This window comes from Escherichia sp. E3659, from assembly GCF_005781135.1.
GTDB lineage: Bacteria > Pseudomonadota > Gammaproteobacteria > Enterobacterales > Enterobacteriaceae > Escherichia.
Genome location: NZ_VATQ01000017.1, coordinates 25498 through 44900 on the forward strand (window position 1 = coordinate 25498; position 19403 = coordinate 44900).

The 19403-nt window shown below is 50.9% G+C and carries 21 protein-coding genes; 5 read left to right on the forward strand and 16 right to left on the reverse strand.

Annotated features, from left to right (window positions below; translation table 11 throughout):
• Positions 1-36 precede the first annotated feature (36 nt).
• Both tpiA and FEK47_RS14020 read right to left on the reverse strand, forming a co-directional pair.
• Positions 37-804 carry a triose-phosphate isomerase gene (tpiA, locus tag FEK47_RS14015; protein ID WP_130206626.1) on the reverse strand — a complete coding sequence of 256 codons (768 nt, stop codon included), beginning with the start codon at positions 802-804 and terminating at the stop codon, positions 37-39.
• 107 nt (positions 805-911) lie between these two features.
• Positions 912-1511 (reverse strand): YiiQ family protein, encoded by a 600-nt coding sequence (locus tag FEK47_RS14020; RefSeq protein ID WP_130206624.1) that lies wholly within the window; start codon positions 1509-1511, stop codon positions 912-914.
• Between the two features lie 100 nt (positions 1512-1611).
• On the opposite strand from FEK47_RS14020, the gene FEK47_RS14025 reads away from it, so the two are divergent.
• From FEK47_RS14025 to uspD, 3 genes are all read left to right on the forward strand, one after another.
• Positions 1612-2052 carry a DUF805 domain-containing protein gene (locus FEK47_RS14025; protein ID WP_064530283.1) on the forward strand — a complete coding sequence of 147 codons (441 nt, stop codon included), beginning with the start codon at positions 1612-1614 and terminating at the stop codon, positions 2050-2052.
• Positions 2053-2263: 211 nt separating this feature from the next.
• The gene (locus FEK47_RS14030; RefSeq protein ID WP_135487045.1) at positions 2264-2563 is read left to right on the forward strand and encodes a DUF406 domain-containing protein; all 300 of its coding nucleotides are present in this window, start codon (positions 2264-2266) and stop codon (positions 2561-2563) included.
• 26 nt (positions 2564-2589) lie between these two features.
• Positions 2590-3018 (forward strand): universal stress protein UspD, encoded by a 429-nt coding sequence (gene uspD / locus FEK47_RS14035; protein WP_130222376.1) that lies wholly within the window; start codon positions 2590-2592, stop codon positions 3016-3018.
• A gap of 4 nt (positions 3019-3022) precedes the next feature.
• Here uspD and fpr read toward each other — a convergent pair whose 3' ends face one another.
• From fpr to glpF, 4 genes are all read right to left on the reverse strand, one after another.
• Entirely contained in the window at positions 3023-3769 is a 747-nt protein-coding gene (fpr, locus tag FEK47_RS14040; protein WP_130258344.1) for a ferredoxin--NADP(+) reductase, read from the reverse strand.
• A 96-nt stretch (positions 3770-3865) separates the two neighbouring features.
• Complete coding sequence (gene glpX / locus FEK47_RS14045) at positions 3866-4876, reverse strand: class II fructose-bisphosphatase (protein ID WP_130206618.1); 1011 nt, start codon at positions 4874-4876, stop codon at positions 3866-3868.
• A 230-nt stretch (positions 4877-5106) separates the two neighbouring features.
• Positions 5107-6615 carry a glycerol kinase GlpK gene (gene glpK / locus FEK47_RS14050; protein WP_130206616.1) on the reverse strand — a complete coding sequence of 503 codons (1509 nt, stop codon included), beginning with the start codon at positions 6613-6615 and terminating at the stop codon, positions 5107-5109.
• 22 nt (positions 6616-6637) lie between these two features.
• On the reverse strand, positions 6638-7483 hold the full coding sequence (gene glpF, locus FEK47_RS14055) for a glycerol uptake facilitator protein GlpF (RefSeq protein WP_135487046.1): 846 nt from the start codon (positions 7481-7483) through the stop codon (positions 6638-6640).
• A gap of 424 nt (positions 7484-7907) precedes the next feature.
• Here glpF and zapB point away from each other — a divergent pair, with 424 nt between their 5' ends.
• Positions 7908-8153, forward strand: a complete 246-nt coding sequence (gene zapB / locus FEK47_RS14060) for a septal ring assembly protein ZapB (protein ID WP_001296623.1) — start codon at positions 7908-7910, stop codon at positions 8151-8153.
• A gap of 39 nt (positions 8154-8192) precedes the next feature.
• On the opposite strand, the gene FEK47_RS14065 is transcribed toward zapB, so the two are convergent.
• The 9 genes from FEK47_RS14065 to priA all read right to left on the reverse strand — a co-directional run bounded on the left by FEK47_RS14065 (position 8193) and on the right by priA (position 17641).
• Positions 8193-8819 (reverse strand): hypothetical protein, encoded by a 627-nt coding sequence (locus FEK47_RS14065; RefSeq protein WP_138183225.1) that lies wholly within the window; start codon positions 8817-8819, stop codon positions 8193-8195.
• A 122-nt stretch (positions 8820-8941) separates the two neighbouring features.
• The gene (locus FEK47_RS14070; protein WP_135487048.1) at positions 8942-9616 is read right to left on the reverse strand and encodes a hypothetical protein; all 675 of its coding nucleotides are present in this window, start codon (positions 9614-9616) and stop codon (positions 8942-8944) included.
• 59 nt (positions 9617-9675) lie between these two features.
• Positions 9676-10161 (reverse strand): ribonuclease E activity regulator RraA, encoded by a 486-nt coding sequence (gene rraA, locus FEK47_RS14075; RefSeq protein ID WP_000872908.1) that lies wholly within the window; start codon positions 10159-10161, stop codon positions 9676-9678.
• 92 nt (positions 10162-10253) lie between these two features.
• Positions 10254-11180, reverse strand: coding sequence for a 1,4-dihydroxy-2-naphthoate polyprenyltransferase (menA, locus tag FEK47_RS14080; protein ID WP_135385237.1), 927 nt, complete (start codon positions 11178-11180; stop codon positions 10254-10256).
• A 66-nt stretch (positions 11181-11246) separates the two neighbouring features.
• Positions 11247-12578 (reverse strand): HslU--HslV peptidase ATPase subunit, encoded by a 1332-nt coding sequence (hslU, locus tag FEK47_RS14085; protein WP_001293348.1) that lies wholly within the window; start codon positions 12576-12578, stop codon positions 11247-11249.
• 9 nt (positions 12579-12587) lie between these two features.
• Positions 12588-13118, reverse strand: a complete 531-nt coding sequence (hslV, locus tag FEK47_RS14090; protein WP_000208242.1) for an ATP-dependent protease subunit HslV — start codon at positions 13116-13118, stop codon at positions 12588-12590.
• Positions 13119-13210: 92 nt separating this feature from the next.
• Positions 13211-14170, reverse strand: a complete 960-nt coding sequence (gene ftsN / locus FEK47_RS14095) for a cell division protein FtsN (RefSeq protein WP_130215266.1) — start codon at positions 14168-14170, stop codon at positions 13211-13213.
• 91 nt (positions 14171-14261) lie between these two features.
• On the reverse strand, positions 14262-15287 hold the full coding sequence (cytR, locus tag FEK47_RS14100) for a DNA-binding transcriptional regulator CytR (protein WP_135487050.1): 1026 nt from the start codon (positions 15285-15287) through the stop codon (positions 14262-14264).
• A gap of 155 nt (positions 15288-15442) precedes the next feature.
• A complete protein-coding gene (gene priA, locus FEK47_RS14105; RefSeq protein WP_135487051.1) occupies positions 15443-17641 on the reverse strand; it encodes a primosomal protein N' in 2199 nt (732 codons plus the stop codon).
• 203 nt (positions 17642-17844) lie between these two features.
• On the opposite strand from priA, the gene rpmE reads away from it, so the two are divergent.
• The gene (gene rpmE, locus FEK47_RS14110; RefSeq protein ID WP_000710769.1) at positions 17845-18057 is read left to right on the forward strand and encodes a 50S ribosomal protein L31; all 213 of its coding nucleotides are present in this window, start codon (positions 17845-17847) and stop codon (positions 18055-18057) included.
• Between the two features lie 81 nt (positions 18058-18138).
• On the opposite strand, the gene FEK47_RS14115 is transcribed toward rpmE, so the two are convergent.
• On the reverse strand, positions 18139-19401 hold the full coding sequence (locus FEK47_RS14115; RefSeq protein WP_130215272.1) for a sigma-54 dependent transcriptional regulator: 1263 nt from the start codon (positions 19399-19401) through the stop codon (positions 18139-18141).
• Between the last annotated feature and the right edge of the window lie 2 nt (positions 19402-19403).

The window sequence follows — 19403 nt, forward strand, 5'->3', positions numbered from 1 at the left end:
CTAAGTGCCGGATGCGATATCCGGCACCTGTCAGACTTAAGCCTGTTTAGCCGCTTCTGCAGCTTTAACGATCACTGCGAAGGCGTCAGCTTTCAGAGAAGCACCGCCAACCAGCGCGCCGTCGATGTCCGGCTGAGCGAACAGTTCTGCGGCGTTAGACGCGTTTACAGAACCGCCGTACTGGATGATCACTTGTTCAGCGATGTTAGCGTCAACTTTAGCGATGTGGTCACGGATAAATTTGTGAACAGCCTGTGCCTGCGCCGGAGTTGCAGATTTGCCAGTACCGATTGCCCATACTGGTTCGTAAGCGATTACCGCACCTTCGAATGCCGCAGCACCCTGAGTTTTCAGTACCGCGTCGATCTGACGTGCGCAAACTTCTTCAGTTTTGCCCGCTTCGTTTTCAGCTTCGGTTTCACCGATACACAGAACTGGAGTCAGACCCTGCTCTTTCAGCACCGCGAATTTTTTCGCGATCAGTTCGTCAGACTCTTTGTGGTAAGTACGACGTTCAGAGTGACCGATGATGATGTACTGTGCGCCGATGTCTTTCAGCATAGCAGCAGAGGTTTCACCAGTGAATGCGCCGGACAGGTTCAGGTCCACGTTCTGCGCACCCAGCATGATGTGGCTGCCTTCAGCTTCACGCTTCGCCATATCGATGTACATTTCTGGTGGCGCGATTGCAACGCCACAGCCATCAACGCCTGCCAGCTCTTTACGCAGGTTAGAAACCAGCTCGTGAACCATGTGGCGGCTGCCGTTCAGTTTCCAGTTACCCATCACTAAAGGATGTCGCATTTTAATTCTCCACGCTTATAAGCGAATAAAGGAAGATGGCCGCCCCGCGGGGCAGCAGGTCTGTGAAACAGTATAGAGATTCATCACTGGAAAGGCTTTGCTTTTTGTCATTTATTCAACCCTTCAAGCGATTCAGATAGCGCCAGCTTAATCGGTTCAACAGCGAAGGTCAGTCCCTTTTCGCCGTTGTCCGCGACAACATAGCGCAGTGCGCCTTCTGTCTCTGTGTAATAACGTTTGTTTTTCCCCGCAGTAAGGAGCGACTGTAGCTTTTTCTGGCTTTGTGTTTTGGTCATCAGCGGGGTGAGTGTGCGGATCACCGCCGCCATGTATTCATGAGCTTTTGCTTTGGCGGCTTTTTGCTCTGGTCCTTGGATTGGTAGCCAGGTAATTTGAATGCTTTTGATTTTTAAAGTGCCACGCTCCAGCGCCGTAGAGGCATACAAGTTCTCGTTAATTTTACTGGCGGCGCGAGTCAGATTGGCTTTGTCGGGGCTGCTGTCGATGGCGCGAAACTCGTTCAGTGGCAGGTTGGGGTTCTGGCTGTTAAAGTTTTCTCGAAACTGGCTGATGGAGAGATCGAAGGTAGGGGCGCCAGCAAGCAGATAGGGCGCAGTGGTCGCCGTACCTGGTGTTTGTGCATGCACCGTTGTGCTAACGGCTGATGCAGAACATAAGAGAAAAAACAGCGTAAACCCTGGCTTCATCGACAGTACCTTTTGTTATGACTGGCTCCGATTAAAACGATATCTGTCTCCCTTGTCAAAAGGGTAGAATCCTGGAAAAGACAACCATCAAGGAACTTACATGACCATACAGCAATGGTTATTCTCGTTTAAAGGGCGTATTGGGCGCCGTGATTTCTGGATTTGGATTGGCCTCTGGTTCGTTGGCATGCTGGTGCTTTTCTCACTGGCAGGTAAAAACTTACTCGATATCCAGACCGCCGCGTTTTGCCTGGTGTGCTTACTTTGGCCGACCGCGGCAGTAACGGTCAAACGACTGCACGATCGCGGGCGTTCCGGCGCATGGGCATTTTTAATGATTGTAGCGTGGATGCTGCTGGCGGGTAATTGGGCGATTTTACCGGGCGTCTGGCAATGGACGGTGGGGCGTTTTGTCCCGACGTTGATTCTGGTGATGATGCTTATTGATCTTGGCGCATTTGTCGGTACGCAGGGCGAAAATAAATTTGGCAAAGATACTCTGGATGTGAAGTATAAAGCAGACAATAAATCAAGTAATTAACCTTTAATATATCTCTTCTTGCTATTTTTTTCCGGGATCGTTATTTCCACGCTGGAAATGACAATGCCCGGAAAATCCTCCTCATTTCCTCACCTTAAGCAATATCAAAAAAAATGGTAATCCATAAGATCATTACTTGTTTGTTCTTCTCTTAACGGCGCATTATTCTTAAGTCGTAATCGACAGAGAGGCGAATATACAGAGGTGCCCTATGAAAGATGTCGTAGATAAATGCAGTACTAAAGGATGTGCGATTGATATCGGTACGGTGATTGATAACGACAACTGTACCAGTAAGTTTTCGCGCTTTTTTGCCACCCGCGAAGAAGCAGAGTCCTTTATGACCAAACTGAAAGAGCTTGCCACCACGGCATCCTCTGCGGATGAAGGGGCCAGTGTGGCCTATAAGATTAAGGATCTGGAGGGGCAAGTTGAGCTTGATGCGGCCTTCACCTTCTCATGCCAGGCCGAGATGATTATTTTTGAGTTATCCCTGCGTTCGTTAGCTTGATGGAGTCGCTTTAGAAGGAGTTAAACATGGCTTATAAACACATTGGCGTGGCAATTTCCGGAAATGAAGAAGATGCCTTACTGGTGAACAAAGCCCTGGATCTCGCCAGACATAATGACGCTCACCTGACATTGATTCATATTGATGATGGCTTAAGCGAGTTGTATCCGGGCATTTACTTCCCTGCAACAGAAGATATTCTTCAACTGTTGAAAGATAATTCGGATAACAAGCTGTATAAACTGACGAAAAATATTCAGTGGCCGAAAACCAAACTGCGTATTGAGCGCGGAGAAATGCCGGAAACACTGCTGGAAATTATGCAACAAGAGCAGTGCGACCTCCTTGTCTGTGGTCATCACCACTCATTTATCAACCGTTTGATGCCGGCATACCGCGGGATGATCAATAAGTTGAATGCGGACCTGCTCATCGTGCCGTTTATCGATAAGTAACCGCTTACCAGTAATGCTCCGCTGTCATGTGGCCCGGTCGACGACGTAAATGTTTCGTCATCTGCCGGGTTTCTTTTAGCAGCTGTTGCGTATCGCGCACCATTTGCGGATTACCACACAGCATCACATGACTGGTTTCTTTATCCATTGCCAGGCCAACCGCGTTTTCCAGTTCACCGCTTTCAATTAACGCCGGTATTCGCCCGGTGAGCGAACCCGCAGCCGTTTCCCGACTGACCACCGTCTGAATGCGCAGTTTCCCTTCGTAGCGTTTTTCCAGTTCTTGCATCAGCGGCAGATAGCTTAAGTCGGCGGCATATCGTGCGGCGTGAACCAGCACCAGGTTTTTGAAGCGATCTAAATCTTTGCCCAATTGCAGAATTGATAAATAAGGGCCAATCGCTGTACCGGTTGCCAGCATCCACAGTGTTTCGCAGTCCGGCACTTCATCCAGCACAAAGAAGCCAGCCGCCTCGCTAACCACTTGCACTTCGTCACCCGGTTTTAGCGCCGCCAGTCGCGGGCTTAATTTGCCATCGGGGACGGTGACCAGGTAAAACTCCAGATCGGGATTGTCGGGCGAGTTAACGTAGGAGTAAGCGCGCTGGACGCGTTCGCCGTCAATTTCAAGGCCAAGTTTAGTGAATTGCCCGGCGGTAAACGGGAGCACGGGAGCGTGAACGGTGAGACTAAACAGGGCGTCGGTCCAGTTCTGCACTTTAGTGACTTTGCCTGTTACCCAATCAGCCATGTTTTTCTCCTGTTTTGATTGACTTGCCTTATCTTCGTTCTCCGAACAAAAAAATTCCAGTCCCGAAGGACTGGAAGGCTCAATCGATCAAATCACTCAGAGAATGTGCACCTGCATATCCGGGTCTTTACGATCCAGATAGTGAATCGACTGAATGCGACGAATAGTGCGTGACTTACCGCGGATCAGCAGCGTTTCGGTGGTGGCGATATTACCTTTGCGGCTAATACCTTCCAGTAGATCGCCCTTGGTGATACCGGTGGCGGAAAAGATGACGTTATCGCTGCGCGCCATATCGCCCAGACGCAACACTTTACCCGCTTCGATGCCCATTGCTTTGCAGCGTGCCAGTTCCTGTTCACCAATGCGGCGATTTTCTGCGTTGTCGCCTTTGACATCATGACGCGCCAGCAGACGGCCATTCATATCGCCATCTAACGCCCGAATCACCGCCGCAGAAACTACGCCTTCCGGCGCGCCGCCAATGCCGTACAGCACGTCAACTTCGCTGTCTGGCATACAGGTGAGAATTGAGGCCGCAACGTCACCATCCGGAATAGCAAATACGCGTACGCCGAGTTGCTGCATTTCTGCGATAACGGCATCGTGGCGCGGTTTCGCCAGAATCGTTACCGTCAGTTCGCTCAATGGTTTGCCGAGCGCAGCGGCAACATTGCGCAGGTTATCCGCCAACGGCAGATTCAGATCAATGGCGCCCTTGGCTCCCGGTCCGACGATCAGCTTTTCCATATACATATCTGGCGCGTTGAGGAAGCAGCCTTTATCGCCTACTGCCAGCACCGCCAGCGCGTTAGCCTGGCCCATCGCCGTCATGCGCGTGCCTTCAATCGGATCAACAGCAATATCCACTGCATCACCGCGACCAGTACCGACTTTTTCACCAATGTAGAGCATCGGTGCTTCGTCGATTTCACCTTCACCAATGACGATGGTGCCGTCAATGTTGACCTGGTTGAGCATTATGCGCATGGCGTTAACCGCTGCGCCGTCAGCGGTATTTTTATCGCCGCGTCCTAACCATTTGTAGCCAGCCAGCGCCGCAGATTCGGTGACGCGGGAAAATTCGATGGCAAGTTCTCGTCTCATAGCAAACTCTAAGCAGTAAGGAATGGCGCGAAGTGTAGCACAGGGGAGGGAGCGGATTATTGATGTGTGCGGGGGTTGCCCCCGCACGATTTCAGAGTCTGCGACATGCCGGATGCGGCGTGAACGCCTTATCCGATCTACACAAGATGGCATCGGCTCGTAGGCCTGATAAGACGCGTAAGCGTCGCATCAGGCGATCAGCATCAGGCAATCGGTTCAGGTGCCTGACATTACTCGTCGTGTTCTTCCCAGGCCATCGCGCGTTTGACCGCTTTTTTCCAGCCAGCGTAACGGTAATTACGCTCAGTGGTTTCGATGCCAGGACGGAACTCGCGTTCAATCACCGCTTTCTCTTGCAGCTCGTCGAGATTCTGCCAGAAGCCAACCGCCAGACCAGCAAGATAGGCCGCACCCAACGCAGTCACTTCGCGAACTTCCGGGCGCTCAACGCGCGTGCCGAGAATATCGGACTGGAACTGCATCAGGAAGTTATTTGCCACCGCGCCACCATCCACGCGCAGCGCGTGCAGACGAATACCAGAGTCGGCCTGCATTGCTTCCAGCACGTCACGCGTCTGATAAGCAATAGACTCCAGAGTCGCACGGATGATGTGGTTGGCGTTCACCCCACGAGTTAAGCCGAAAATGGCCCCGCGCGCATACGGATCCCAGTAGGGCGCACCCAGTCCGGTAAACGCCGGAACGACATACACACCGTTGGTGTTTTGCACTTTGGTGGCAAAGTATTCGGAATCGTACGCGTCGTTAATCAGCTTCATCTCATCGCGCAGCCACTGAATGGAGGCGCCCGCCATAAACACCGCACCTTCCAGCGCATAGTTTACTTCTCCGCTCGGGCCACAGGCGATGGTGGTCAGCAGACCGTTTTCTGATTTCACCGCTTTCTCGCCGGTGTTCATCAGCATAAAGCAGCCGGTACCGTAGGTATTCTTCGCCATCCCTTCTTTAACGCACAACTGGCCGAAGAGTGCCGCCTGCTGGTCGCCCGCAATCCCGGCGATCGGAATACGCGTGCCGCCTTTGCCGCCAATGTTGGTCTGACCGTACACTTCGGAAGAACGACGTACTTCTGGCAGCATCTCACGCGGGATATCCAGCGCGTCGAGCATTTTGTCGTCCCAGTCCAGAGTATGGATGTTGAACAACATGGTACGAGACGCATTAGTGTAATCAGTGACGTGAACGCGGCCCTGAGTCATTTTCCAGATAAGCCAGGTATCAACCGTACCAAACAGCAGTTCACCACGGCGAGCACGCTCGCGGGAGCCTTCCACATGGTCGAGGATCCACTTCACTTTGGTGCCAGAGAAGTACGGGTCAATCACCAGACCGGTGTTGTTACGAATGTACTCTTCCATGCCGTCACGCTTGAGATGCTCACAGATCTCGGCGGTACGACGGCACTGCCAGACAATAGCGTTATAGATAGGCTTGCCGGTTTCTTTTTCCCAGACGATGGTGGTTTCACGCTGGTTCGTAATACCGATAGCTGCAATTTGATCGGAATTAATATCTGCTTTCGCCAGCACTTCTACCAGTGTGGAGCTTTGGGTGGCCCAGATTTCCATTGGGTCGTGTTCTACCCAGCCTGGTTTTGGGTAAATTTGCTCAAATTCGCGCTGTGACACGCTAATGATATTGGCATCGTGATCCATCACGACCGCGCGGGAGCTGGTGGTGCCCTGGTCGAGCGCAACGATATATTTTTTTTCAGTCATGTTTAATTGTCCCGTAGTCACATTACAGCGAAGCTTTTTGTTCTGAAGGAGTTGTGATCTCCTTTTCTTCCACAACACAGATATCGCAAGGCAAATGGCGGCCAATCAGTTTGCGGTAGGCGAATGCACCTACAATCGCGCCAACGATAGGGCCAAAAAGCGGCACCAGGAAGTAAGGAATGTCTCTGCCGCCGGTAAAGGCGACATTGCCCCAGCCCGCCAGCCAGGCAAAGGCTTTCGGACCGATATCACGTGCTGGGTTCATGGCAAAGCCCGTTAATGGACCCATAGATGCGCCAATGACCGCAATCAGTAGACCAATCAGCAGGGGAGCCAAAGGGCCGCGCGGTACGCCGTTACCATCGTCCGTTAACGCCAGGATCAGCCCCATCAGAATAGCGGTAATCACCATCTCAACTGCGAAGGCCTGCACAAAATTGATATGAGGATTAGGATAAGTAGAGAAAGTACCCGCCAGATCAACACTTTCGACGCTTCCGCGAACAATATGATGGGTCCGCTCGAAGTCGAAGAATAAATTGTAGTAAAGCCCGTAAACTAATGCCGCAGCGCAGAAAGCACCGGCGACTTGTGAAACGATATAAGGAATAACCTTGCGCTTGTCGAAACAGGCAAACAGCCACAACGCAATGGTGACAGCTGGATTAAGATGTGCGCCGGAAACCCCTGCGGTTAGATAGATGGCCATCGCCACCCCCAGCCCCCAAATAACACTGATTTCCCACTGACCAAAAGACGCGCCAGCGACTTTAAGTGCAGCAACGCAACCGACACCGAAAAAAATCAACAACCCGGTACCGAGGAATTCAGCAATGCACTGGCCTTTCAAGGTTGATGTTTGACTCATAATCGGATCCTGAAGAGTTAATGTTTGTTGTATGCGTGAAAGTCACGGACCTCCACGATGCTTGTAGGCATGCTGTAAACTTATCGTTAACGAGCGAAAACGAGAAATATCGAACTTAAAATGTGTGTGCTTCGTCATAAAATGAGCGTTATCGCGCTATTTATTTCATCTGTTTATACATGATGCATGTTTGTTAGATCATTCGCGCAACAATTTTGTTAACATTTTCGATTGGTGTGGATTATGTCACCAGGAGAAGGATGAAAAGTGTGGCAAACCGTAATCTACAAGGCGTGCCGCTGGACAGCGATGGCGCGGCTTCATACAATCGGAGCTAACTAAAATGCGCTCGTATTTATTAAGGCGTCACCGGTAATCGGGACGAGGATTTTTATCCATCAACGCCTTGCAATTCAGGAGAGGTATGACGATGTCATTAGAAGTGTTTGAGAAACTGGAAGCAAAAGTACAGCAGGCGATTGATACCATCACTCTGTTGCAGATGGAAATCGAAGAGCTGAAAGAAAAAAACAACTCACTGTCGCAGGAAGTTCAAAATGCCCAGCATCAGCGCGAAGAGCTGGAGCGTGAGAACAACCATCTGAAAGAACAGCAGAACGGCTGGCAGGAACGTCTGCAGGCCCTGCTGGGTCGTATGGAAGAGGTTTAATCTCTTCCACGCAGAGGCGCCGCAAGGCGCCTTATTTTTTTACTTCTGTGCATTTTTAGCAGACAGCATAATCTCCATCGCCTGTTGGAGATATTTATCTGCCGTATCTGGTTTCATTAATGCAATGAGCCCCACAGCCCTGGGGGTATCTTCAAGATAAACACTGATGGTTCTCTTCTGCTGACCATCAAAATTTATCAACACGTCCTGATATTTGCAGGTGAAATGTTTGGCATTACAGTCATGAAACTGGAAAGTTTCTTCATTGTATTGATCCTTGAGATTGTCTCGCTGCATATTCTTTAACTCTTCCAGCGAGTCATCGGCGCTACGCCCTGCGGGCAGGCGGAAAGCAGAAATAAAGACGCTATTATCTTCACTTCTTATATCAATGGTTTTATCAGTACTAATGGAAACCGTATTCCAGTGTCGGTTCGGGACAGTCACGGAAATAGCGGCATTCTCAAACGTATATTGCCACGGGGTGAACATACGAAACGTATTGCCGACGTTGGATAAAAGTAGTACTCCCAATACCCAGCAGCACCCGCGAGTAAAGCTGGCGAAGTTACGCGTTTTTTTAGCGAATGTGCACAGAATACCCGACACAAGCACGGGAAGTAATAACGGTCCCAGAAGTACTGAACCGAAATACTCGCCAACCATGCCAGGATCTCCAGCAAGCAAGTTACTGTGCTGAAGATGACTAAGAAAAACAGTTATTATCCATAATATTAATAAGATAACGTATCTCATATCAATCCCTTATTATTAACATGCACATCAGATCATTGACGGGCAGAAAGCATCATTTTCATTACTTCTTCTTGATATTCGTCCAAATAATCTGGGTCGATGGCTGCGACCAGTTGTATTAAATTAGTGTTATCCAGTAGAGTCATGAAAATAGCATGTCTTACTTTGCCATCACTCATTGTTTGCACTCCTTCCTGATAAGCGCAGGCAAATCCCTGAACATCACAAACATGCATTTCTGCAGTTCCGTTTTGAGTCGCGGTAAGTTCCTCGATTGAATGTACACCGAGTTCATTTTGTGAGAAGGCAACAATAGCTAAAATAGCATGGGCATCCCGAGTCACCAGGGTTGGTCCTTGTTTTACTATATTGGCAACCCACTGTTTGCTCGGAACCGTGACGGTGATACCTGGCCCTGGGAAAGTATAATCCCATGTGCTGTGTCGTTCCCACACCGTATAGCTGCTATAGATAAGAAATAATCCCATTAACCAACAAGTGCCGCGGATAAAGCTGCGGCTGCTTCTTTTTTTTATCGTTATACAGATGATTGTGGCGATAATAAATGATAGGGCAAGTGGGTTAAAAAATACGTTAGCAAAATATAAAATCATTTCACCGGTGTTGCCAGATAAAAGGAATTTGTAGCGGAAATGGTTAACGGCTATAAGAAATAAATATAAAATTAAAAGAATAATATTTTGCATGAATACGTCCATGTATAAAAAAGGGGAATTTAATTCCCCTTTTAACGCATGGCAGAGAGTTATTCAATATCCAGCGGATCTTCAGAAAGAATAATCCCGGTATTGTCGGCATAGAGATGGTCGCCGGAGAAGAAGGTGACGCCGCCAAAATTGACGCGGACATCGCTTTCGCCAATGCCTTCGCCAGCGGCACCAACCGGAATTGCCGCCATCGCCTGGATGCCGATGTCCAGTTCTTCCAGATCATCTACCTGACGCACCGCGCCGTAAATGACCAGGCCTTCCCATTCATTTTGTACTGCCAGACGCGCCAGTTCAGCATCGACCAGTGCGCGACGAACAGAACCACCGCCATCGACGACAAGGACACGACCACGGCCATTCTGTTCGAGCAGATCGTACAGCAACCCGTTGTCCTCGAAACATTTTACCGTGATGATTTGTCCGCCAAACGACGCCCGTCCACCAAAGTTGGAGAACAGCGGTTCCACGACGTTGACATCTTCTTGATAGATGTCACAAAGCTCGGAAGTATCGTATTTCATAGGCTTAACATTCAGTTGCTGCGAGAATTTTCAGTATATCGCGCTATGTGGGTTGTTGGCAAAATCATCAATTGTTAATTGATATTTGTCAGTTATGTAGCCCACTGGCTTAAGAATATTCCCAAAACAAACAGCAGGTTAGTTAGTAATGCTCCTTTGACGGTGCGTTCCAGCATCGGACGCATCGCCACCGGGTCCATTTCACGCATCACATAACGGGCTTGCTTCACCAGCAACGGTGCTGCCAGCAGGAACAGCCAACCCCACAGGCTATGCAGTGAAAAGAGATTAAACAGCGCCAGGCACACCAGCGAGCCCATCAGCAGGCAAGCATGGTAACGACGGGCGTTCACTTCACCTAAGCGCACTACCAGTGTGTTTTTGCCATTCTCGCGGTCGCTATTGATATCGCGCAGATTGTTAATATTGAGCACCGCCGTTGCCAGCAGACCACAGGCCGTTGCCGGAAGGATCAGCGCCGGAATCAGCGTATGCGCCTGCAAATACCAGCTGCCCATCACACTCAACCAACCAAAGAACACCAGTACGGAAATATCACCCAGGCCGATATAACCATAAGGACGATTGCCCACGGTATAGGTGATAGCGGCGATAATTGATAACCCACCAAGAATCAGGAAGCCGACAAAATCAGCCAGGTTATGACACGCCACCGCGACCAGCGCCAGTCCAGAGAGGCAAATGAGCACGACGGTAATAATGAGCGCCCGTTTCATCTCTTGCTGGGTAATGACCCCTTTTTGCATGCCGCGCAGCGGTCCAATACGATCAGGTTTGTCGCTACCTTTGACAGCATCACCGTAGTCATTGGCGAGGTTAGAGAGGATCTGTAATAGCCCGGCGGTAATGAGTGCCAGCAGAGCGACCAGCGGATCGAAGTGACCTTGCCACCATGCCAGCGCCGTCCCGACGATAATTGCAGCAAAGGCGAGGGGGAGGGTTTTAGGTCGTAAACTTTCCAGCCACGCCTGAGTTCGGCTAATTTGTTGTTCAGTCATAATACGCGCCAATAAAAATGGGGCCTTTCAGCCCCATCAAACAATGATGAAAATGATTGAACGCGATTATAGGATAAAACGGCTCAGATCTTCATCTGCCACCAACGCATCCAGATGTTTGCTCACATAATCTGCGTCAATAGTGATGGTTTGACCGCTTAAATCGCTGGCGTCGTAGGAGATCTCTTCCATCAAACGCTCCAGAACGGTATGTAAACGACGCGCACCGATGTTTTCGGTAGATTCGTTTACCTGCCATGCCGCTTCTGCAATGCGTTTGATACCGGAGTCGGTGAACTCAATATTCACGCCTTCGGTCGCCATCAGTGCTTTGTACTGCACGGTGATAGAGGCATTCGGCTCGGTCAGAATACGCTCAAAGTCGCTGGTGGTCAGGGCCTGCAGCTCAACGCGGATCGGCAGACGACCTTGCAGTTCTGGGATCAGGTCAGACGGTTTCGCAACCTGGAATGCACCAGAAGCGATAAACAGAATGTGGTCAGTTTTGACCATCCCGTGTTTGGTGGAAACGGTGCAACCTTCTACCAGCGGCAGCAGGTCACGCTGAACGCCTTCACGAGAAACATCCGGGCCGGAGGATTCGCCGCGCTTACAGATTTTGTCGATTTCGTCGATGAACACGATCCCGTGCTGTTCTACGGCGTCGATAGCGTCTTGCTTCAATTCTTCCGGATTTACCAGTTTCGCCGCTTCTTCTTCAATCAGCAGCTTCATGGCGTCTTTGATTTTCAGCTTACGCGCTTTTTGCTTCTGACCGCCCAGGTTCTGGAACATAGACTGCAGTTGGCTGGTCATCTCTTCCATTCCCGGAGGCGCCATAATTTCAACGCCCATCGGTGCTGCGGCAAGATCGATCTCGATTTCTTTGTCATCGAGTTGGCCTTCACGCAGTTTTTTGCGGAATGCCTGACGGGCAGCGGAAGGTTCCTGCTGCTGCTCGGTCTGTCCCCAGTTGTTTTTAGCCGGTGGGATCAGCACGTCGAGAATACGTTCTTCTGCCAGTTCTTCAGCGCGATAACGGTTTTTCTCGATAGCTTGTACACGCACCATTTTCACTGCGGCATCGGTCAGGTCGCGAATAATAGAATCGACTTCTTTACCTACATAACCGACTTCGGTGAATTTGGTTGCTTCAACTTTGATGAACGGCGCGTTCGCCAGCTTAGCCAGACGACGGGCGATTTCAGTTTTACCGACGCCGGTCGGGCCGATCATCAGAATGTTTTTCGGGGTCACTTCATGGCGCAACTCTTCGTTGAGCTGCATGCGGCGCCAGCGGTTACGCAGTGCAATCGCCACGGAACGCTTAGCGTTATCCTGGCCGATAATGTGCTTATCAAGTTCGCTGACGATTTCGCGTGGGGTCATTTCAGACATGGGAGATCCTTACGCTTTGTAGCTTAATTCTTCGATGGTATGGAAATGGTTGGTATAGATGCAAATATCGCCTGCAATATCCAACGCCTTTTCAGCAATTTCACGGGCGCTAAGTTCTGTGTTTTCTAACAGAGCGCGTGCCGCAGCCTGGGCGTAAGGGCCGCCGGAGCCGATAGCAATAAGATCGTTTTCTGGCTGTACCACGTCACCGTTACCGGTGATGATCAGCGATGCAGTTTCGTCCGCGACCGCCAACAATGCTTCAAGTTTGCGCAACATGCGATCGGTACGCCAGTCTTTTGCCAGCTCAACTGCCGCTTTAACCAGATGGCCCTGATGCATTTCCAGTTTACGTTCAAACAGTTCGAACAACGTGAAGGCATCCGCCGTGCCGCCGGCAAAGCCTGCGATCACTTTATCGTTATACAGGCGGCGAACTTTTTTAACGTTGCCTTTCATTACGGTGTTACCCAGTGTGGCCTGACCATCACCGGCGATTACTACGTGGCCATTACGGCGTACGCTTACTATAGTTGTCACGAGCAGACCCCTTGGTTAGGAATACAGAATTCAAGCCCCGCACAATTGTGCGGGGCATAATGCAAGTATAGATGGGGGAGATTTTGAGGGTTTCAACCCCCGGTGGCGAGCCGAATGCAGTTTGTATGGCCTGCCATCTTCAAACGATTGAGGGTGTTGTCAGCGTTCTCTTTGCCTTTCACCGGCCCGATGACCACACGATTCCAGCCATTGTTGGTGGTAATTTTCGAGTCAAAGCCTTCGAAAGCCAACTGCGCACGTACAGTCTCAGCCTGTTCAGCACCTTTAAATGAACCGCACTGAACCATCCAGCGACGTTCATCTTTCTTCTCCGCTGTTGGTTTCGGCGCTTCAGCCGCGCGTGCTACTGGTGCGGCCTGCTGTGGCTTCGGCTGCGAGGTTGTATGCGCAGGCGTTTGCAGCAGATCCTGGTACGGTTGCTGGGTAGAAGCCGGTTTAGACTGGCGCGGTTGCGCCTGTACCGGCGCGGCTTGCGACGTACGCGTCTGTTGCTGCCAGCTTTGCTCGGTCGTACGCGACTGCTGAGCCAGGCGTTGCTGTTCCGCTAACTGCTGCGCCTGACGCTGGCGTTGCAGCGTTTGCTGGCGCTGTTCCGGCGTCTGCTCATTCCACGGGACTTCGGCAAGCTGCGTTGGTTGCTGACGCATATCAGCCTGCATTTGTTCAAGAAGTTGGCGCTGCTCCGGAGTCAGCTGATCCGGCGTTTTCACTTCGCCGCCAGCAGACGGTTCTGTTGGCGCACGCACGCCCGGCTGGCGACTTTCCAGCTCTTTAATGTAGCGCCAACGTTCTTCCGGTTTCGGAGGTAGTCCGTTTCCGGTCACTTTCTGGCTTTGCAGCGTCTCAGACTCTTCTTTCTTGTGGTGCGTAATGAAGTACAGACCCCCGATAAAGGTCACAAGAACGGCTGCAGCAATAGCGACCATTGCGGGAGAAACCGCAGGCATATTTCGTTGCTTTTTCCGTGAGGTGCTCTTTTTTCGCCGCGAAGGTGCCGGTTGGCTGCGGCGTACATAATCTCGTTGTGCCACTATCGTTTCGCTGTATTTATTCGTTCGTCAGCCCGCCATGTTACTTAAGCGGCGGGCCTTTGACCAGTCACGGAAGCCTTAAAGGTTTACTTTAAGATAACGTGCGCGTCGATCCCCGGATAATAAGCTCGCAGTCCATTAAACGTGAGCCGCTTCCGACCGTTTGCCCCTGCATTTGATCAAGCAGTAACAGCATAGCTTCCCGACCAATTTCGTAGCGCGGCTGTGAAATGGTTGTCAGCGGCGGATCGCAAAATTGTGTCAGGTCGATGTTGTCAAAACCGATTATGGAAAGGTCGTCAGGGACTTTCAGCCCCTGGCGTTTCGCCTGAGACAGTGCGCCGAGCGCCATTACATCGCTATGACAGAAGACGGCAGTTGGCGGTTGCGGAAGGTCGAGCAGCTGTTGCATGGCTTTACTTCCGGCTTCGAAGGTGAAGTCGCCCCGGGCGATATATTGCGGATCAACCATAATGCCGCAGCGACGCAGTGCCTGAACGTAGCCTTGTAGACGGTAGTGACACAATGGCATCTCTTCGGGGCCGGCAATACAGCCAATCAGTTTATGCCCTTGTTCATACAGATAATTTACGGCATCAAAGGCAGCGGTCAGGTTGTCGATATGAACCGTAGGCAGTTCCAGCTCTGGTGCGAATTCGTTCGCCATCACCATCGGCGGCAGATTACGTTGTTCCTCTATGCTTGCATCAAACGGCAGCCTTGAACCCAGCAGCAACATGCCATCAATTTGTTTGGTGATGATCAAGTCGATAAAGGTCTTTTCTTGCTGATTTTGGTGTGCGCAGTCGCCAATCAGTACCAGATATCCATGACTTGCCGCCGTGACTTCGATACCGCGAATAATTTCGCTAAAGAAGGGGTCGCAGATATCCGGGACAATCACCAGAATCGTTCGGGATTCATTACGCTTAGCGTTACGCCCCATTGGCTGCGGAAAATAACCCACTTCCCGGGCCGCTTTTTCAACCCGATTACGGGTGGCCTGGGAGACTTTATCTGGATTCATTAATGCTCGGGAGACGGTCGCTGTAGAGACTTTTGCCTTCAGGGCAACGTCTTTCATTGTTGCGGCAGTTTCCTGCTTCTTCGCTTTCACACTCACTCCTCGCCTGGCACGTCAGGCGTACTACATCCATGTTTACTTCATATCGGCAACATTTTTAGCAGATAGTGCGTGAAAACGGTTACAGAATTTTCATGAAAAGTGTGATGAATATTTAATTTTTCGATCCGCCTCGCATCGTGAGTGGTTTACCCCTCAATGGGATCAACATCCAGCACCCATTTCACTTTGCGTGAATCCGGTATGGTATTGATAAGCGCCAGTGTGCCATTGATGATGTGTTGTAAACGCACGCGGGAAGGGTGCTGCAACAAGATTTGCCAGCGCCAGCGACCGCCGCGTTTAGGCGCCAGAGCCGGAACCGGGCCGAGAACCCACAATTTGTCATCCGCCAGTGGGCTGGAGAGAAGCAGATTACGCAACTGTTGCAGGAACAGCGGCGCGTGCTGATTGTTATGATCCTCCGCGCGCACAATCACATGGCTGGTCCACGGCGGCAGTTGCATCATTCGCCGCTCGGCCAACGCCTGTTCCGCAAAAGCGTCATAACCTTTATACAGCAAGGTTTGTAAGAGAGGATGTTCCGGATGGTGCGTTTGCAGCACCACCTCACCTTGTTTACCTGCGCGTCCGGCACGGCCTGCCACCTGGGTGTATAGCTGGGCAAAACGCTCCGCCGAGCGAAAATCGGCAGAAAACAGCGCGCCGTCCACGTCCAGTAATGCAACCAGCGTTACATCCGGGAAATGGTGACCTTTCGCCAGCATTTGCGTGCCAATCAAAATTCGCGCGCCGCCGCGATGCACTTCTGCCAGCTGCTGCTCCAGTGCGCCTTTACGGCTGGTGGTATCGCGGTCGATACGTGAAATGGCTACACCAGGGAAAAGCGGCGCTAACGTCTGTTCAAGTTGTTCTGTTCCCAGACCCACCGGCACCAGATGGGTAGAGCCGCAGGACGGACACTGGCGCGGTACTGGACGCTGACTGTCGCAATGATGGCAGCGCAAATGCTGCTGCGCCTGATGCAACGTGTAGTAGTGATCGCAACGTGGACATTCGGCAATCCAGCCGCAGTCGTGGCACAGCAGTGCAGGCGCAAAACCACGGCGGTTAAGAAAGAGAATGACCTGGTTATCGGCCTGCAAATGCTGGCGCATACGGGTGATTAACGCCGGAGCCAGCCCCGCCTGCACCTTCTGACCCTTTAAATCCAGTACATGTTGAATTGCCGGACGCGCATTACCCGCCCGACGTGTCAGGCGCAGCAGGCGGTATTTATTCTGCTGCACGTTGCATAGCGTTTCCAGTGCGGGTGTTGCCGAGCCGAGAATTATCGGGATTTGCTCGCTGTGCGCGCGATATACCGCCAGGTCGCGGGCATGATAGCGCCAGCCTTCCTGCTGCTTGTAGGAACTGTCGTGCTCTTCATCGATAACAATCACACCGAGATTTTTAAACGGTGTAAATAGTGCGGAACGGGTGCCAATTACAATCGCCGCCTCGCCATTTTTCGCTTTCAGCCAGGCCGAAAGGCGCTCACTGTCATTCAGGCCGGAATGCAGAACTTCCACTGGCGCATTAAACCGTTCACGAAAACGGGCGATTGTCTGGGGGGTCAGGCCGATTTCCGGCACCATCACCAGCGCCTGCTTGCCCTGAGCGAGCACGTTTTCCAGCACGCTTAGATAAACTTCCGTTTTCCCGGAGCCAGTGACGCCTGCCAGCAGCCAGGCAGAAAAAGTATCCGCTGCGCTATGAATTGCGCCAACGGCGGTGGCTTGTTCGGTATTCAGCCGTAGACGTTCGCCAGTAACAGCATAGTTCGTTCGCCAGTCGCTAAATTCCGGCGTTTCGCTTGCCAGCTCGCAAAGACCTTTTTTGCGCAGCGCCTGTAGTGCGGCATCGTTGAATTCAAGTTCCGCTACCTGGTCACGCCAGATTTTCCCTTGTCGCAACGCCGCCAGCGCCTGTTGTTGCTTAGGTGAACGTTTCAGGCTGTTGATATCCACCGCCTGGCCTTGTTCGGTAGCAAACCAGTACCACATGGGCGCGTTCGCTGCAGGCCGCCCCTGGCGCAGTAAAATCGGCAAGGCATGAAACAATACATCGCCAATTGGATGATGATAGTAATCCGCCGCCCAAAGCAGTAAGCGCCAAACGGAACTGGAAAAAACGGGTTCACTGTCCAGCACTTCTACTACGGTTTTCAGTTCGTTGAGCGGCAACTCGCTGACGTCGCTAACTGACACGACAATCCCGATGCGCTCCTGCTGTTTGCCAAACGGCACGCGCACACGACACCCAGCTTTAACCGTCATACCTTCTGGCAGGAGATAGTCAAAGGTGCGGGGAAGCGGAACGGGCAAGGCAACGTGGGCAACGGGCATAGCATCATCCTGACTTGAAATTCGGTGGAACAGTATACACATTGCGGTAGAGGAGTGCGGATCAGTTTGCATACGCTGGTTAATTTCTGTATGATTCGGCGCCTTTGATACGAAATGATCGTATTGAAACTATACTTTAAACATCGCGTGGTGTCTGGCGTTAGGGCTGGAAGAGCGACGCGGCCTTAAACCGAGGTTTTCCCATGAAAAAAGATATTCACCCGAAATACGAAGAAATTACTGCTAGCTGCTCTTGCGGTAACGTAATGAAAATCCGCTCCACCGTTGGTCATGACCTGAACCTCGACGTGTGCAGCAAGTGCCACCCGTTCTTCACTGGCAAACAGCGTGATGTTGCTACCGGTGGCCGTGTTGACCGCTTCAACAAGCGTTTCAACATCCCGGGCAGCAAATAAGACCGGATTTCCGAAAAAAGCGCCGAACGGCGCTTTTTTTGTGCCTGAAAACTTTCATTAGCAGGATAACGTATTGGATCTTTATCTTTCCTTTACATCGCGAAAATCCATTTTATCAATACCGTATTTTTTCATGCGCAAATACAGCTTTTTTCTGGGGATCTGAAAGTAATCGGCAACGTCGTTGATACGTCCCTGGAAGAAGTTGAGTGCATCAATAATTATTTGTCTTTCATAGCTTTCTACACGTTCATCAAGTGGTGTTGGATCAGCATCCATCATCTGCAAACTGACTGAATCGTCCAGCATTAAAACACCCACAGCCACCAATTCTGCTGCATTTATTAATTCAATGATATTACCGGGCCAGGTTCGCGCCATCAGTCGCTTATAAAACGTTTTCCCCAGCAGCGGTTGTTGGCGATTTAATCGTTTACAGGTGAGAGTCAGATAATGGTGAAAAATAGGCTCAATATCCCCCGGGCGTTGACTTAGCGGTGGGCATTCGATGTGGGTAAGTGAAAAAAGAAAATACAATGCGGGAATAATTTTTTGTGTGGCGGCAAGTGCAGCCAGAGGGCTTTGATTAACAACAATCAGACGAAACGACCGATCCTGTGGGCGTTCCTGGAGTTGAATCAAGAGACGCTGATTTTCTTGCGTTAAATATTCAAGTTCTTTTAATAACAGCGTGCCACCTTTTGCTTCTTCCACCCATTCTTCCAGCGGTTGCTGACTATTAGCGCTGAGTGTGCGTTCAATTAAAGGCCTTTCCTTGCGAGAACTAAATTGGTGAAGATAATGGGCGGCTAATGTTCTGCCGGTTCCAGGTTCGCCGTAAAAACAGACGGGAAGATCGGTTTCTGCCAGAGTTTCAAGCTGCTGACGCGTCTGACGAACCCAGCCACTGTTACCAATTAAGTGCCGATTAAATTGCGCTCGTCGCCATTTTTTTTGTTCCAGATAATCTTCACGCTCTGCCAGCGCTTTTTCGATAAGCGATAAAAATTGTTCCGGATTGATCGGTTTTTGCAGGAAATCCCACGCTCCTTTTTTTACCGCTTCAACGGCCATTGGGACATCGCCGTGGCCGGTGATCATCAGAATGGGAAGATTAGGATCAATCAGCATTATTTTTTCCAGCAGCATAATGCCTGAAATATCCGGCATGCAAACGTCGCATACCACGATTCCTTCCCAGGTATCTTGCAGCAATTGCAGCGCTTCTGAAGGGTTGCTACAGGTACATACTGCATAGCCCTCTTGCTGTAAGAGAGAACTGTAGGCTTGCAGAACATCATTGTCGTCATCAATGAGCAGTATTGTTGGAGTTGTATCTGTCATGC

What these genes read in the sequence shown, in the direction of transcription:
- tpiA (WP_130206626.1), bottom strand. Translation starts at nt 804, where the DNA reads ATGCGACATCCTTTAGTGATGGGTAACTGGAAACTGAACGGCAGCCGC.
- FEK47_RS14020 (WP_130206624.1), bottom strand. Translation starts at nt 1,511, where the DNA reads ATGAAGCCAGGGTTTACGCTGTTTTTTCTCTTATGTTCTGCATCAGCC.
- FEK47_RS14025 (WP_064530283.1), top strand. Translation starts at nt 1,612, where the DNA reads ATGACCATACAGCAATGGTTATTCTCGTTTAAAGGGCGTATTGGGCGC.
- FEK47_RS14030 (WP_135487045.1), top strand. Translation starts at nt 2,264, where the DNA reads ATGAAAGATGTCGTAGATAAATGCAGTACTAAAGGATGTGCGATTGAT.
- uspD (WP_130222376.1), top strand. Translation starts at nt 2,590, where the DNA reads ATGGCTTATAAACACATTGGCGTGGCAATTTCCGGAAATGAAGAAGAT.
- fpr (WP_130258344.1), bottom strand. Translation starts at nt 3,769, where the DNA reads ATGGCTGATTGGGTAACAGGCAAAGTCACTAAAGTGCAGAACTGGACC.
- glpX (WP_130206618.1), bottom strand. Translation starts at nt 4,876, where the DNA reads ATGAGACGAGAACTTGCCATCGAATTTTCCCGCGTCACCGAATCTGCG.
- glpK (WP_130206616.1), bottom strand. Translation starts at nt 6,615, where the DNA reads ATGACTGAAAAAAAATATATCGTTGCGCTCGACCAGGGCACCACCAGC.
- glpF (WP_135487046.1), bottom strand. Translation starts at nt 7,483, where the DNA reads ATGAGTCAAACATCAACCTTGAAAGGCCAGTGCATTGCTGAATTCCTC.
- zapB (WP_001296623.1), top strand. Translation starts at nt 7,908, where the DNA reads ATGACGATGTCATTAGAAGTGTTTGAGAAACTGGAAGCAAAAGTACAG.
- FEK47_RS14065 (WP_138183225.1), bottom strand. Translation starts at nt 8,819, where the DNA reads ATGGTTGGCGAGTATTTCGGTTCAGTACTTCTGGGACCGTTATTACTT.
- FEK47_RS14070 (WP_135487048.1), bottom strand. Translation starts at nt 9,616, where the DNA reads ATGCAAAATATTATTCTTTTAATTTTATATTTATTTCTTATAGCCGTT.
- rraA (WP_000872908.1), bottom strand. Translation starts at nt 10,161, where the DNA reads ATGAAATACGATACTTCCGAGCTTTGTGACATCTATCAAGAAGATGTC.
- menA (WP_135385237.1), bottom strand. Translation starts at nt 11,180, where the DNA reads ATGACTGAACAACAAATTAGCCGAACTCAGGCGTGGCTGGAAAGTTTA.
- hslU (WP_001293348.1), bottom strand. Translation starts at nt 12,578, where the DNA reads ATGTCTGAAATGACCCCACGCGAAATCGTCAGCGAACTTGATAAGCAC.
- priA (WP_135487051.1), bottom strand. Translation starts at nt 17,641, where the DNA reads ATGCCCGTTGCCCACGTTGCCTTGCCCGTTCCGCTTCCCCGCACCTTT.
- rpmE (WP_000710769.1), top strand. Translation starts at nt 17,845, where the DNA reads ATGAAAAAAGATATTCACCCGAAATACGAAGAAATTACTGCTAGCTGC.
- FEK47_RS14115 (WP_130215272.1), bottom strand. Translation starts at nt 19,401, where the DNA reads ATGACAGATACAACTCCAACAATACTGCTCATTGATGACGACAATGAT.